The sequence below is a fragment of the Enterococcus sp. DIV1767 genome, from assembly GCF_050542585.1.
GTDB classification, from domain to species: Bacteria; Bacillota; Bacilli; order Lactobacillales; family Enterococcaceae; genus Enterococcus_D; species Enterococcus_D innesii.
This window is the reverse complement of record NZ_CP172936.1, coordinates 2,135,726-2,150,295: the sequence shown is the minus strand read 5'-3', so window position 1 is coordinate 2,150,295 and position 14,570 is coordinate 2,135,726. Positions and strand designations below refer to the sequence as shown.

The 14,570-nt window shown below is 43.9% G+C and carries 11 protein-coding genes; 8 read left to right on the top strand and 3 right to left on the bottom strand.

Features of this window, described 5'->3' with window-relative positions; all coding sequences use genetic code 11:
- The first annotated feature begins 71 nt into the window (after positions 1-71).
- Positions 72-1,973 carry a beta-glucoside-specific PTS transporter subunit IIABC gene (locus IGI78_RS10335; RefSeq protein WP_195264942.1) on the top strand — a complete coding sequence of 634 codons (1,902 nt, stop codon included), beginning with the start codon at positions 72-74 and terminating at the stop codon, positions 1,971-1,973.
- Positions 1,974-2,064: 91 nt separating this feature from the next.
- Positions 2,065-3,534: a glycoside hydrolase family 1 protein gene (locus IGI78_RS10330; protein WP_140964983.1), complete on the top strand. Its 1,470-nt coding sequence runs from the start codon at positions 2,065-2,067 to the stop codon at positions 3,532-3,534.
- Positions 3,535-3,584: 50 nt separating this feature from the next.
- On the opposite strand, the gene IGI78_RS10325 is transcribed toward IGI78_RS10330, so the two are convergent.
- The 3 genes from IGI78_RS10325 to IGI78_RS10315 form a co-directional block, all read right to left on the bottom strand.
- Positions 3,585-3,770, bottom strand: coding sequence for a hypothetical protein (locus IGI78_RS10325; protein WP_081117991.1), 186 nt, complete (start codon positions 3,768-3,770; stop codon positions 3,585-3,587).
- Between the two features lie 341 nt (positions 3,771-4,111).
- Positions 4,112-4,369 (bottom strand): hypothetical protein, encoded by a 258-nt coding sequence (locus IGI78_RS10320; protein ID WP_086292114.1) that lies wholly within the window; start codon positions 4,367-4,369, stop codon positions 4,112-4,114.
- Between the two features lie 106 nt (positions 4,370-4,475).
- Positions 4,476-5,651 carry a helix-turn-helix domain-containing protein gene (locus IGI78_RS10315; RefSeq protein ID WP_140964982.1) on the bottom strand — a complete coding sequence of 392 codons (1,176 nt, stop codon included), beginning with the start codon at positions 5,649-5,651 and terminating at the stop codon, positions 4,476-4,478.
- A 159-nt stretch (positions 5,652-5,810) separates the two neighbouring features.
- Here IGI78_RS10315 and IGI78_RS10310 point away from each other — a divergent pair, with 159 nt between their 5' ends.
- The 6 genes from IGI78_RS10310 to IGI78_RS10285 are packed head-to-tail and all read left to right on the top strand — an operon-like array spanning position 5,811 to position 14,333.
- The gene (locus IGI78_RS10310; RefSeq protein WP_195264946.1) at positions 5,811-8,012 is read left to right on the top strand and encodes a glycoside hydrolase family 3 N-terminal domain-containing protein; all 2,202 of its coding nucleotides are present in this window, start codon (positions 5,811-5,813) and stop codon (positions 8,010-8,012) included.
- A 19-nt stretch (positions 8,013-8,031) separates the two neighbouring features.
- Entirely contained in the window at positions 8,032-9,384 is a 1,353-nt protein-coding gene (locus IGI78_RS10305) for a PTS sugar transporter subunit IIC (RefSeq protein ID WP_195264948.1), read from the top strand.
- Positions 9,385-9,392: 8 nt separating this feature from the next.
- The gene (locus tag IGI78_RS10300; protein ID WP_195264950.1) at positions 9,393-10,298 is read left to right on the top strand and encodes an ROK family protein; all 906 of its coding nucleotides are present in this window, start codon (positions 9,393-9,395) and stop codon (positions 10,296-10,298) included.
- Complete coding sequence (locus IGI78_RS10295; protein ID WP_140964978.1) at positions 10,291-11,655, top strand: glycoside hydrolase family 1 protein; 1,365 nt, start codon at positions 10,291-10,293, stop codon at positions 11,653-11,655. Before IGI78_RS10300 ends, IGI78_RS10295 begins: the two co-directional genes overlap by 8 nt.
- A gap of 3 nt (positions 11,656-11,658) precedes the next feature.
- Complete coding sequence (locus IGI78_RS10290) at positions 11,659-12,636, top strand: alpha/beta hydrolase (RefSeq protein ID WP_195264952.1); 978 nt, start codon at positions 11,659-11,661, stop codon at positions 12,634-12,636.
- Positions 12,633-14,333, top strand: a complete 1,701-nt coding sequence (locus IGI78_RS10285) for a DUF4091 domain-containing protein (protein WP_140964977.1) — start codon at positions 12,633-12,635, stop codon at positions 14,331-14,333. Before IGI78_RS10290 ends, IGI78_RS10285 begins: the two co-directional genes overlap by 4 nt.
- Positions 14,334-14,570: the final 237 nt, after the last annotated feature.

Below are 14,570 nucleotides of genomic sequence, written 5' to 3'. Positions count from 1 at the left end.
TGCTTGTTTATTGTAGAAATGGCCGGTCTTTTTATTTTTATTAAATGATCTATTAAAAAGGAGAAATCAAAATGGCAAAATATACTGAATTAGCACAAGACATTTTGGCCCACGTTGGCGGCAAAGAAAATGTCTCTTCTGTAAAACACTGTGTGACACGCTTGCGGTTCCACTTAAAAGACGAAAGCAAAGCCGATACCGATTACTTACAAAAACGTGACGGTGTTGTAACAGTCGTCAAAGCAGGTGGACAATACCAAGTGGTTATCGGCAATCATGTACCAGATGTCTATGATGAGGTGTTGAAAGTTGGCGGATTAGCCGATGGTGGCAGCCTTGATATCGATGAAGGTGACGAAAAGAAAGGCAGTTTGTTTGATCGCTTTATCGATGTCATCTCAAGTTTGTTTCAACCGTTCTTAGGTCCATTAGCGGCAGCCGGTATCTTAAAAGGAATTACGGCATTACTTGCAGCGACAGGGATGGAAGCGACCAATGGTATCTATGTGGTAATGAATACCCTAGGCGATGGTTTGTTCCAATACTTACCAATGATCTTAGCCGTGACCGCAGCGAAGAAATTCAAGATGAATACCTATACGGCTTTGGCGATCGCAGGGGCGATGGTTTATCCGGGCTTAGCAGAAAGCGTTGCTGAAGCGAGCAAAGTCTTCGGTCTAACCTTGACCTTACCAGCAGGGGGCTACTTTAACAGCGTACTGCCGATTATTTTAGCGATTTTTGTCGCTTCGAAAATTGAACAGTTTATGCGCAAAGTTACACCTGATGTAGTCAAAATGTTTGTGGTTCCTTTTGTAACGATTTTGATCACTGTGCCGTTGACCTTCTTTGTGGTAGGCCCAGTCGCAAATACAGCATCTAGCTGGATCGGTATTGCTTTCCAAGCGGTTTATGATTTCAGCCCAATCATTTACGGCTTTGCTTTAGGGGCATTATGGCAAGTATTGGTAATGTTTGGTCTTCACTGGGGGCTTGTGCCATTGGCAATCATGGATATGGCGCAAAACGGCTCTTCGATTATTTTGACCGCCGCAGTGCTACCATGTTTCACGCAAACGGGTGTGTTAGCAGCGATTTGGTTGAAAACGAAAGAACCAAAAGTCAAACAAGGCGCAATGCCAGCGTTGATCTCATCGATCTTCGGTGTGACTGAACCTGCGATCTACGGGTACACGTTGCCAATGAAAACACCATTTATCGTTTCTTGTTTAGTTTCAGGTTTCGTCGGTATCTACTTGTCGATCTTTAATGTCACTGGCTACGCAATGGGTGGTATGGGGATCTTCTTGTATCCTGCATATATCGATCCAGCAACAGGCAGCTTCCATAGCGTCATTCACTTAGCCATCGGTACAGTGATTGCGATCGTGGCATCCTTTATCATCATGATGTTGTTGAAAGTACCAACATTGTATACAACTGTTGATTCACCAGTCGACGGACAAGCAACACCAGCAGCGCCAGCACCAGCAGCAAAAACCGTTTCTGCCAGCGTCAAAGATGAAACAGTCAAAAGCCCAGTAACCGGTCAAGTGGTTGCATTAGCAGATGTGGAAGACAAAGTCTTTTCTTCAGGTGCTATGGGAAAAGGGATCGCCGTTGAACCAGCGATCGGTGAAATCACTGCGCCAGCAGATGCAGAAGTCAAAATCTTGTTTCCAACAAAACATGCCATCGGCTTAGTGACAGAAGATGGAACAGAACTATTGATCCACATCGGCATGAATACGGTGGAACTTGAAGGCAATCACTTTACTGCCTACATCAACCAAGGAGACAAAGTCAAAGCCGGTCAAAAATTGATCTCTTTTGATACAGAGGCGATTCGCGCGGAAGGCTATTCCTTGCTGACACCAGTCATCGTCACGAACTCTAGCGACTATAGTGACATCCAAACGACACAGTCAAAAGAAGTAACAGCGAAGGACGATTTGATTGAAGTCATAAAATAAATAGGTTTAACGGCACGTCGTTGGATCAGTAAGATTGCTTTCTTGCTGATCCACTGTGCCGATCAATGAGAAAAAAGAAAGTAGGCTAATCATGACAGAAAAACAATTTCCAAAAGGATTTTTATGGGGCGGCGCCACTGCAGCCAACCAATTTGAAGGAGCATGGAACGAAGGCGGACGTGGTCCAGCGACATCCGATACAGCGATTGCTGTCAAACCAGAAGACCGCAAAAACATGGCAGAATTTGCTGCACCAATGACCCGGGAAAAAGTCTTGTTTGCTTTAAATGACAAAGAAGGCTTGTATCCAAAACGTTGGGGATCAGATTTCTACCATCGTTACAAAGAAGATATCGCCTTGTACGCAGAGATGGGCTTCAAAACCTTCCGTCTATCCATCGCTTGGTCAAGAATTTTTCCAAATGGTGACGATGCTCAGCCAAATGAAGAAGGCTTGCAATTTTATGACAATGTGTTTGATGAGTGTGCAAAATATGGGATCGAACCCTTAGTGACCCTCTCTCACTACGAAACACCTATTGGGATCGCGTTAAACTATGGCGGCTGGAAAAATCGTCAAGTAATCGATTTGTTTGTTAAATACGCAGAAACCGTCTTGACCCGTTACAAAGACAAAGTCAAATACTGGTTGACCTTCAATGAAATCAATATCATGGGGATCTCTGGCTATGTTGGCGGTGCCTTATTATCCGAAGATGGCACGCAAAACCTTTCTGACATGTATCAAGCTGTGCATCATCAATTTGTGGCTTCTAGTTTAGCAACAAAATTTGCCCACGAGATCAATCCTGACATCAAAGTAGGAATGATGTTGGCACGAATGCAAGCCTACCCAGCAACACCAAATCCAGCAGATGTGATGGAAGAAATCAAGCGTGATCACGAGAATCTCTTCTTTTCTGATGTCCAAGTTCGTGGGAAATATCCAGCATATACGAAGCGCTTCTTTAAAGAAAATGGCATCGAAGTGACCTTCGAAGACGGCGATTTAGATATTCTTGCGCAATACCCTGTTGACTTCATGTCCTTTTCTTACTACATGAGTTCTATTGCCCGCCACAATCCTGAAGAAGGTGGCGAAGCAACTGCCGGAAACTTTTCTTTAGGCGAATCAAATCCTTACTTGGAAGCCTCTGACTGGGGGTGGCAAATCGATCCAATCGGCTTGCGTGTGACTTTGAATAATTTGTACGACCGCTACCAAGTACCATTGTTTATTGTTGAAAACGGCTTAGGTGCCTTGGATACGGTGGAAGAGGATGGATCGATCCATGACAGCTATCGCATCGATTATTTGAAGGCACATATCGAACAAATGTATGAAGCAATCGAAGATGGTGTGGAATTGATGGGCTATACGCCTTGGGGTTGTACCGACTTAGTTTCGGCTTCAACGTCAGAAATGTCGAAACGTTACGGCTTTGTCTATGTAGATGCGGATGATGAAGGAAACGGTAGCTTTGACCGTTCCCGTAAAGATAGTTTCTACTGGTACAAAGAAGTCATTGCTACCAATGGCGGTAGTTTGTTACCGGATTAAAAAATAAACCAAAGCGGCTCTCACCAAAGAGAGCCGCTTTTTTGTTGTGCTCAGTAAAAAAAGAAGAGAAAGGGGGTTAGCAGCTGCCATGCTAGAAAGATCAATGAAACAGTCAACGCCCATTTTTTCATTTTTAATTTAGGCACAACGGATTCGGGCATCAAATAGACAAGAGAGAATACTGTAAGAAAAAACAACAGGGTCAGTGGTTGGATAATAAAGGTGAGCCAATTCATAGAGCACGCTCCTTTCAAGAGTGTTGGCGGTTTTTGTTGTGTGTTTTAAATTACAATTTGATTATATATTTAATCTATCAAGGAGGCAAGGTGCTTATGGGAGTAGTGATCGCTTGAAAGAAGGGGATAGACAAACGATTGGCATGTCATTGAACTTAAGTTCAAAATCTAACAGAGTAACTGAGTATGCTTGAGGATAGAATCAGAGTCCTCAATAAAAAAAACTTTTCAGGGGATGCTGGTGGTTGGAACTATTGGAAGAAACCGCATATTTGATGGAGCTACGTGTGCTTAGTTGCTGAATGCACGACCTGTGTAAGTGTGTAGTCAGCAACTACCAGTCAACGTTTTCTAGTTCGTAAGTAAAAAATATAGCCGAGGAGACTAGCGGAAAGCAAAAATCCTAGGAAATAAAAGATTAACAGTGCATCAGCCATCTCATAGGAATACTCTAAAATCTTACAAACAAAGATCACTAAAGAAACCGTGATGGATAAGGAAACCCATGTGAAACGCGGTAATCGTTTCGTTACGATGATCAATCCTAACGAAAAAAAGATGACTGGTACCCAAAAGATCAAGCGAGCAAGTTGGATCATTTTATCTCTCCTCATTCAAATTGATTTGAGTAAAAGGATAGCTTACAACATTTGTTATTAAAAATAATAACCCTTGCTGATGAGGCTTAGTGAAGAAAAACGTGTTTTAACTTAAAGCGTGAGCGTAATGTTTTTCTTTAAATTCTTTTGGTGTTTGCCCAGTAACGGCCTTGAAATTACGGATAAAATGGCTTTGATTTGCAAATGCCAACTGGGTGCTGATTTTCTCGTAGGAATAATCGGTGAACAGCAATAGATGTTTGGCTTCACTGATTTTTCGTTCCTGAATGTAATTGTGGATCGTTTTGTTCATTTCTTTTTTGAACTGATTACATAGATGCGTCTTATGTTTTTCAGTAATGGCAGCGAGGTCATCAATGGTTACTTTTTCATAGAGATGGCTATCAATATAATTAACGATCGTTTTGACCAATAGTGATTTTTTTGCCAATGGATAGCTATGCAAAAGTTCCATAAAACGATAAGTTGCTTCTTTGATATAGCGGAGGCATTCTTCGGCAGAATGAATATAAACTAGTCCTTGAATCAAAGAGTCGGATAAACCGAATGCTTGGTTGACTGGTACGCCTTCATCAATGCTCATGCGGGTCACGACAGCGACAAAGGCTGAGAACTTCAGCTTCAAGCCTTCAAGTTCATAAGGGGAGAGAGAAACACTATAAGTCTCTTTCATTTTGTTAAATACCCAAACCACTTTTTCAGGCTCGTTCCGCTTGATGTAATCAAGATAACGCAATTCAAAATGATAAGAATCAAAGGTGGCTTCATGCACACGACGTTCATAAAGATTGGTTTCCAGACTCAGATCCGTTTGCATTGATCGGTCGTGGGGATCATTTTGGTAATGCCAATGGATTTGGTCTTTTTCCAGTGGCCGCTCCACAAACAGCGTATAAAGCAGCTGGATGTATTCTTCAAAGGAGTATGTATCTTCTTTGGAGTAATGCACATTATAGTGGTATTCATGTTCAAGAAACGTGTAAGACGTCTCGGGTGTGCCGATCACGCCACAGGGACCGATGACCATATAACAGGTTCTTCCAGCTAGCTGAAACGCAAAACACCCCAGCATATATTTTCCAAAATGATAGAGATTGGCAACTGGGCCATTCGTTTCTTCCAAATAGTGTTTGAGGGAATTGTTGGATGTTAAGGTCAGTGAGGGATATAAAGGACTCCCGTCTTGGTCCAAGAGGATCATGGGAATCAAGTATTTGCGATAAAGCAGATCCATTGCGGTGGTCAGCGTTTTTTTATTCATGGAAACACCTCAAAGTTTAGTCGTATTTTTCTTTTAGTATAACGTAATTTTTTTCGTATTCAATAAATATATTGGTATAAATACTAGTTTTTTAGTATATATAAGATTTCTTTCCTTCTATAATTCAGTTAAATAAAACGGTTACAGAAAGGATCAAACATGGATAGTGAAAAATTGAAAGAGTTGTTTCAGCAACTAACTCCTGAAGAAAAAATCGCCCAGACGATTCAACTAAATGGGAGTCTGGTCACCGAAAATGAGGTGATGACTACTGGCCCGATGCAAGATTTGGGGCTTCCCAAAAATTTGAACATTCACGAGATTGGTTCGATTTATAATGTGAACGATTACCAAAAATTGATTCAGTTACAGAGGGAAACGTTAGCACACAGCCGACTTAAGATTCCTATGTTGTTTATGTCCGACGTCATTTATGGGTTTCGGACAATCTTTCCAATTCCGCTTGCCCAAGCAGGTTCCTACGATTTTGATTTGATTGAGCAAGCCGCTGAGATGACCGCCAAAGAATGTTACCAAAATGGTCTTCATGTTATTTTTTCACCCATGCTGGATCTTGTTCGGGATCCTCGTTGGGGCAGAGTAATGGAGTCGCCAGGAGAGGATGTGTATACGGCAAAGCGTTTTGCCCAAAGTGTCGTGACGGGCTATCAAGGCGATCTCACCCGTGGACTGGCAGAAAATCACGTAGCTGCCTGCATCAAACATTTTGCTGGCTATGGTGCACCAGAAGCGGGCAGAGAATACAATACAGTCGATATGTCCAATCAGCGCTTATTCAATGAATACTTGCAACCGTATCAGGCGGCAATCGAAGCTCAAGCATTGCTGGTGATGACGGCCTTCAATGTACTGAATGGTGAGCCCGCAACTGGCAGTCGCTGGCTGAACCGAGAGATTTTACGCGAACGTTTCGGTTTTGATGGGGTACTGGTCTCCGATCATGCAGCCATCAAGGAATTGGTCCCTCACGGGTTTGCCAAAGATGAACGAGAAGCCGCCCAAAAAGGTTTGGAAGCAGGCGTCGATTTTGATATGATGACTTCGGTCTATGCAACTCACTTACCAGAACTGATCAAGCAACCTGAACTTGCGGCTTTATTAGATGAAGCAGTTTGGCGTATTCTGGTATTAAAAAATCAACTAGGACTGTTTGAAAATCCTTATCGAGGGTTGAGAACGCAACACACTGGAGAGGTTTTATCGGATGAAGCCAAAGAGCTAGCCGTTAAGCTAGTAGAAAAAAGCTGTGTGTTGTTAAAAAACGATGGCAGCTTACCTTTGAAAAAAGACCAGACCGTCGCTGTGATCGGTCCTTATGGAGAAAGCCGGTTGACCTTAGGATTTTGGGCATCTGTCAGCGGCAAGCCACAAGACACGATTCCTTTAAAAGCCGGGTTGTTGCAACATTTCGCAGCTGAGAACCTGATCTTTGCCCGCGGATACAATTTGTTTGATTCCTATGAGCAATTCGGTCCTTTAAAAGCCGGCATCGAGCAGCTGAATGGACCAATCGAACCAGAAGATCAGCTGCTTGTGGAAGCCGTCAAAGCGGCTGAGGCAGCAGAGGTCATCGTCTTGACCTTTGGAGAACAATTTATGGAGAGCGGCGAAGGTGCATCAAAAGCTCATTTGCAGCTGCCGCTGAAACAAATTCGCTTGATCCAAGCGTTGAAAAAGACTGGTAAGCCTTTGATCGGCGTGCTTTACACTGGCAGGCCTCTCGTCTTGACCCAAGTGGAGCCGCTGTTTGACAGCCTACTGCTAGTTTGGTATCCGGGAACGATGGGTGGGATCGGAATTGCCAATCTGCTGAGTGGTCAGGCTTCTCCGACGGCAAAACTGTCCATGACCTTTCCTCGCAGTGAAGGGCAGATTCCAATATACAGTGCCCAGCTGCCAACGGGGAGACCTTTGACAGCTAGTGAGCATTCTGATCGCTTTTTGTCAAAATACCGAGATGAATCAAATGGACCCTTATTCGCATTCGGGACAGGTCTCAGTTATGGTACGTTTACTGGTGAATGGCTAGGGAGTGCGGTCCTCAGTGAAACGATCCAACTAGACTATCGCATCAAAAATCAAGCGGAAGTAGTTGGAGAAACCGTCGTTCAGATTTATCTCTTGCAGCGCCCTGCATCGATGGTTCGTCCAAGTCGGCAATTGATTGCGAGTGACCTCGTCTTATTGGCACCCCAAGAAGACAAAGAGAAAAGATTGTCGTTGCCGATATCAGTACTCGGATTTTATGACAATCAAGGGGCAAAACACTTATCTAATGGTACCTATCGATTCCTGATGCGGATCGATCAAAAAGAAACGTTGCTTACCGTAACCATATAAATTAAAGGAGTGAGAGAAAATGGAAAAATTAGAAGCATTTTTAAGTAGCAAACTATTACCAATGTCACAAAAATTGCAGCAAAACAAAGTCTTGGCGGCTTTGATGGAAGGGTTTATTCGAACAAGTCCCATCACTTTAGGGATCGCCTTTATCACAATCGTGGGTAACTTTCCGATTCCCGGTTGGACGGACTATTTGACGAAAATTGGCATCTTCCAACATGTTGAAGCGATCACCAACGGAGCAACTGGCGTCTTTGCATTGTATGTCGTATACAGTTTGGCGTATTCCTACGCAAAACAGTTGGGAAGCAACGAACGCAACTCGGCGATTATTTCATTAGCTAGTTTCATCATGTTGATGCCTCAAACGGTGGCAACGACTGTCATGCAAGATGGCCAAGCAGTGGAACAAACGATCGGAGCTTTGAAGCTTGATTTTCTAGGCGGACAAGGATTGTTTATCGGCATGCTGACGGCTTTATTGGTGACACGTTTCTATGCTTTCTTATCAAGAAAAAATATCATGATCAAGCTACCGGATAGTGTTCCCCCAATGGTAACCCAATCCTTAGCACCAGTGTTTGTGGTCACGATTATTTTTGTCGTCGTTTTTGTCATACGCGTCTTGTTTGGGTTTACTTCATCAGGCTCGATTTTCCAATTCTTTATTGATGTAATTAATGCACCGTTAAATTCATTGGTTGCTAGCCCATTATCCATCATCATCATTATGGAATTATTAGCCGTCTTATGGTTCTTTGGGATCCATAACGCAGTCTTACAAGGGCCGCTTGGGGCGATTAGCATGACCATGGTCGTTTCAAATATTGCCGCCTACCAACAAGGCCAAGCGTTGCCTTATCTGATTCCTTCTGTGATCTACATGGGGATGTATGCTGCCGGCTTCATGGGCTTTGTCACCTTTTTTATGATCCGCAGCAAATCGGCAAAAATGAAACAACTAGGAAAGTTGTCATTTATCCCATCGATCTTTAACATCACGGAACCGATCATGTTTGGGATGCCGATTATTTTGAATCCCTTGTTCTTTATCCCACAGGTATTCACACAACTGATTGCTGGGTTCGTGACCTGGGGATTGGCGACAACGATTTTACCTATTAGCTTGAATCCTACTATGAGCTTGTTGCCGTGGACGACACCGACCTTCATCAAAATGCCGTTTTCAGGAGGGCTCAATTACACGATCTTGATGGTCATCTGTATGCTGATTGGGATTGTTATGTGGTATCCATTCTTAAAAATTGCCGACAAGAAAGAATATGAATTAGAACTGGCTGCTGAAAAAAAGCAAGCAAGTGAAGCAACAGGAATGACAGAAAAAATCATCGAAGAAGTACAAGCGTAAACAAAGGAGTGGCACAATTGGTTTATTTAGGAATTGATATCGGCGGGACGCACATCAAAACGGGATGGGTCAAAAACAACGAGGTCAATGAAAGACAGTGTTTTCCCACACCGACAACACTGAAGGCATTTAATGAAACCATCAAAATGATCCTCCAGACCTATGCTCGTCAAGATTCTTTCACCAAAGTAGCTATCGCAGTTCCTGGTTCCGTCGATGAAACAGGGACGGTCTTCTTTGGCGGCGCCCTGCCGTACCTCGATGGGGTGAACTTACCCGATTTGCTTTGCCAGTTAAGTGAAGAAAAGGTGACAACCATTACGGTCGAAAATGACGCAAAGGCCGCAGTGTTAGGAGAAATGAAAGCTGGAAATCTGCAAGGCATTCAAAATGGGACGGCGATTATTTTAGGAACGGGTGTTGGTGTCGGAATTTGCCTTGATGGAAAGCTCTATCGTGGAAATCGCGGTCAAGCAGGGGAGGTCAGTTTCATGATCCGTGATCGGCGAATCATGGACAGAAATTCCTTCGTTGGAGTCGGTCTTTCCGCCGTCGGCTTGATTGAGCGTTTGGCTGCTTGTTTGAAGGTAACAGCTGATGGTCCGCGGGTTTTCGAAACGCTTGAAAAAACCAGCGACCCTGAAGCAGAGGCATTGCTTTCGACCTATACCCAAGAAGTCGCCGTCTTATGTTTTGATCTTCAGTGTCTATTGGGACTGGAGAAAATCGTTATCGGTGGCGGTATCAGTCGTCAGCCGCGTGTGATCGATGCCATAACCACCAGCTATCAAGGAATTTTTAAAACGGCACCAATCATTGAAAAAACACTGCAACCAGTTGCGATCCAAGCCGCTTATTTTCAAGCGGATGCCAATTTGATCGGTGCAGTTAAGGAGGAACCTTGGAATGAGTAATTTTCCAGAAGCATTTTTGTGGGGAGCATCCACTAGTGCTTATCAAGTAGAGGGCGCATGGGCAGAAGACGGCAAGGGTCCCTCAGTGCAAGACATCAAAGAGATTCCGCAAGGGACCACTGATTTTAAAGTAGCATCAGATCACTATCACCGATATGAAGAAGATGTGAAATTGTTTAAAGAATTAGGGTTAAAAGCCTATCGTTTTTCCATCTCATGGAGCCGAGTCATGCCTGATGGTAAAGTCAACCCAGCAGGATTGGCGTTTTATCAGAAGTTGATCGACCTTTTACTTGAAAATGAGATCCAACCAATCGTAACAGTCTTTCATTTTGATCTGCCCGTTGCCATTGCCGAAGAAGGTGGTTGGGAAAACCGAGCAACGATCCAAGCATTTGCTGATTATTGCCAAGTGCTGTTCGAGAACTTTGGTCAACAAGTCCCACTATGGCAAACCATCAATGAACAAAATGTGATGGCGCTTGCTGGTTCGGTCATTGGTACGAGTCAAAAATCCATGAAAGAAAAATTTCAAGAAAATCATCATATGCTGGTGGCACAAGCATTGGTTACTCAGCAATTTCATGCAGGCAATTTTAACGGCAGGATTGGCCCGGCACCGAATATCGCCAGTGTCTATCCTGCATCTGAAAAACCAGCCGATCAGCTGGCAGCTCTTTATATGAGTGCCCTGAGAAATTGGTTGTTCCTAGATGTCGCTGTTTTCGGTACGTACAATCATAACGCATGGCATTTATTAGAGACGATTGGCGCAGCACCCACAGTGACCGAAGCAGATCGAAAGATTTTGGCAGCGGGTACCTGTGACTATATTGCATTGAATTACTACAACACGATGACCGTCAGCAGTTATTTTCAAAAAGAGACAAAACTCGATCAACAGTCTGGTTTTGGAATTCCCGGGTTTTTTCAAGCAGTAGAAAACACTCATTTGCCCATGACTGAATTTGGCTGGCCCATTGATCCTGAAGGGTTTCGCTTTACGTTGAATGAAATTTATTCCCGCTATCGTCTGCCTCTCTTGATCACGGAAAACGGCATCGGTGCCAAAGATGTTTTGACAACCGATGGTAAAATCCACGATGATTATCGCATCGACTACTTGCAACAGCACATTGAACAAATGGCACTCGCGATCGAAGATGGTGTCGATGTGATCGGCTATTGTCCGTGGAGTGCCATCGATCTTATCAGTACTCATGAAGGTATCGCTAAACGTTACGGGTTTATCTATGTCAATCGCACGGATGAGCAGCTGCTAGACTTGGCGCGATACAAGAAAGACAGTTTTTATTGGTATCAAAACGTCATCGATAAAAACGGGTTAGGAGAGTAAGCGGTGTTTATTCAGGAATATCTATTTGATCAAGAAGCACAAGCCGGGTTGACGGTTTATCTGCACGAGGAAAAAGCGGAGTATGATCGGGTGGGGAATCGACCGTTTGTCTTGGTGATCCCTGGCGGCGGCTACTCCTTTTGCAGTGAGCGAGAAGCCGAGCCGATCGCTTTAAATTTTGCTGCCCAAGGCTTTCACGCCGGAGTCTTACGCTATCATGTGGGGGTGCATCGCAGTTTCAGCCTTTCCTTAGTAGATGCCGAAAAAGCGATTGCTAAAATCCAAGAACTAACCAGTGAATGGCGAATCGACGCCGAAAAAATCGCTGTGATCGGTTTTTCGGCCGGCGGTCATCTAGCAGCGGCGCTATCGACGATCTCCCCTATGAAACCAAGTTTATGTTTGTTAGGCTATCCAGCGATTTTGTCCTCATTTGCCACAGTCATGCAGATCGACGCGCCTTCATTAAATGAATGTGTCACGAAAGATACGCCGCCCACCTTTTTGTTTTCAACCTATGAAGACAATGTTGTTCCTATCGAAAACTCGCTGGCCTACTTACAAGCCCTAGAAGAGCATGAGGTCCCTTTTGAAAGTCATATTTTCCAAAAAGGACGTCACGGTCTTTCTTTGGCGACCGAACGCTTTGGCAATCGTAAAGAAATGGTCGATCCGCGCTTTGCTCGCTGGTTTGATGAATGCGTCGAATGGCTAGAGTTGAATTGGGCAGAAAAGGTTACTAAACCAGCTTTGCTGCCTGATCTTGGCCAGTGGCCGATTCGGGTATTGTTCGACTCAGATGAAAACAAACGCTTGCTGTTGCAGGCTTTTCCATCATGGGCAGACAAAAGTCGTTTAAAAATCGTAAAGAATATCAGCCTGCAGCAGTTATTAGCGATCATGCCGGAAGCATTTGAGCAAGTTTCCTATCAAGCCCTTGTTGCACGGCTGACTGATCCTAGAAAGGAAGAAGAAGCATGAAGGCAATCCTTGTACATGAAAGTTATAAGGCATCAACGGCGTTGCTAACCCGGGAGCCGCAACCCATTACCACGCTATCAGCTGTTCGCAACAGCCACGCTGCTTGTCAGCTGTTGCTACACGATGGCAAACGGAATCATTACATCATAGGGGAAGAATTTTCGATTCCCGATGAAATTGAGATTCCAATGATCCGCATTGAAATCATCAGCGAATTGCCGGTCAAAGCGCAATTCATCGATTATTATGTCGGACAGCATGAACTGGCGTACGCCGATAAATTGCTTGAGCAAACAGCCAAAACCTATCCTGGTGATCGCTATGCACCGCTTTATTTGGAGTGGCAGATCGATGAAACGATCAAACCGCAAGCTTATCCCGTGAAAATCAAGGTCTATCGTACACACTTGACTAGCCAAGAGGAGTGCTTGTTAGAAAAGAGCCTAACGATTGAAGTGGACGCTTTTACTTTTCCAAAAGAATATTTAGAGACATTCCACTTGAATATGTGGCAGCAGCCCAGCAATTTGGCTCGCACCTTTGACGTTCCTTTATGGAGTGATGCCCACTTCGACTTGATCAAAGAAATGGCGAAAAGCTTATCGGCGATCGGACAAAAAGCAATCACGGTGATTGCTGGAGAAATTCCTTGGAAGGGGTGGTTCAACTATATCGTCAAAGACTATCCGGCCAATTTATATGAATACTCGATGGTCAAAGTTAAAAAGACTCAAGGCGGACAGCTGCATTGTGATTTTTCTATCCTTACTCGCTACCTCGAATGTTTTTTTGAAGCGGGTATCTCTGAAGAAATCGATGTATTTGGCTTACTCGGTGTCTGGGAACCGCCGTTTTTCCCACTGGTCGACTTGGACCATCCAGAAAAATTGGTGATTCGCTTTTACGATGAGGGAAAAGGCACCTTCGGCTTTATTCATCAAAAGGCCGAGTTGCAGGAATATCTACGTCAAGTATTTGTTTATTTTAAAGGGAACAATCTGTGGGAGAAGGTTCGGATCGTTTCTGACGAACCGAAGAAACATCAAATCGACAGTTTCCGAGCTTCTTTGGCTGTCCTAAAAGACATTGATGAGACGATCCAGATCAAAGCAGCGTTTGATAAAGAAGACGTTTTGTTTGAGTTGCTGCCAGTGATCGATCATCCCGTGACTTCCTATTACTGTACCTGCAACCATTACGAAACACTGACGCAAAGTCATCCGGGTCGGACTCAGTACTATGTTTGCAATTACCCAGACAAACCCAACACTTTTTTGCACAGTCCTTTATTAGAGACGCGAATGCAAGGAATCTTGGCCTATCAGTTTAAAACAGACGGCTTCTTGCGGTGGGCTTACAATTGCTGGCCGCAAAATGCCCGAACCGATATCCGTTACAATACGAGCTCACTACCCATCGGCGATCTATGTTTCATTTATCCCGGCAATCATGGACATTTGTTGTTGTCCTTACGGTATAAACAACTACAGCGGGGAATTGAAGATTTCTATCTCTTGAAAACCGCCCAAGCTACTCAACCGCAGCAAACGGATGCCTTAGTAGCAGATTTTCTTAACGTTACAGATACTAAAAATTGGATGATCGACAGCCACCACAGTCATCCCGATGTTTTTCTACAGACCGCCGAGGAGATGGAGGCGTTTCGTCAGGCACTTCGCACACTTTTGGTAAAATAGACATTTTTAAACGTCACCATTGATGAGTCATTTCCTAAAAGAATGGATCATCGATGGTGACGTTTTCGATTGTGATCTAGGGCGATTTCCAACTTGGACAAAGCTCCTTTTCCTCTGGGCTTCATTTGTTCTACTGAGCGTTTCGTTTCTCATTCCCTCCATCTTCCTTTACACTTTTAAGTAAGGTCATAAGAAAATATGGCAAATTGAAGTAGAAATAATCAAGGAGGAAACGAG

What these genes read in the sequence shown, in the direction of transcription:
- IGI78_RS10335 (WP_195264942.1), top strand. Translation starts at nt 72, where the DNA reads ATGGCAAAATATACTGAATTAGCACAAGACATTTTGGCCCACGTTGGC.
- IGI78_RS10330 (WP_140964983.1), top strand. Translation starts at nt 2,065, where the DNA reads ATGACAGAAAAACAATTTCCAAAAGGATTTTTATGGGGCGGCGCCACT.
- IGI78_RS10320 (WP_086292114.1), bottom strand. Translation starts at nt 4,369, where the DNA reads ATGATCCAACTTGCTCGCTTGATCTTTTGGGTACCAGTCATCTTTTTT.
- IGI78_RS10325 (WP_081117991.1), bottom strand. Translation starts at nt 3,770, where the DNA reads ATGAATTGGCTCACCTTTATTATCCAACCACTGACCCTGTTGTTTTTT.
- IGI78_RS10315 (WP_140964982.1), bottom strand. Translation starts at nt 5,651, where the DNA reads ATGAATAAAAAAACGCTGACCACCGCAATGGATCTGCTTTATCGCAAA.
- IGI78_RS10285 (WP_140964977.1), top strand. Translation starts at nt 12,633, where the DNA reads ATGAAGGCAATCCTTGTACATGAAAGTTATAAGGCATCAACGGCGTTG.
- IGI78_RS10305 (WP_195264948.1), top strand. Translation starts at nt 8,032, where the DNA reads ATGGAAAAATTAGAAGCATTTTTAAGTAGCAAACTATTACCAATGTCA.
- IGI78_RS10295 (WP_140964978.1), top strand. Translation starts at nt 10,291, where the DNA reads ATGAGTAATTTTCCAGAAGCATTTTTGTGGGGAGCATCCACTAGTGCT.
- IGI78_RS10310 (WP_195264946.1), top strand. Translation starts at nt 5,811, where the DNA reads ATGGATAGTGAAAAATTGAAAGAGTTGTTTCAGCAACTAACTCCTGAA.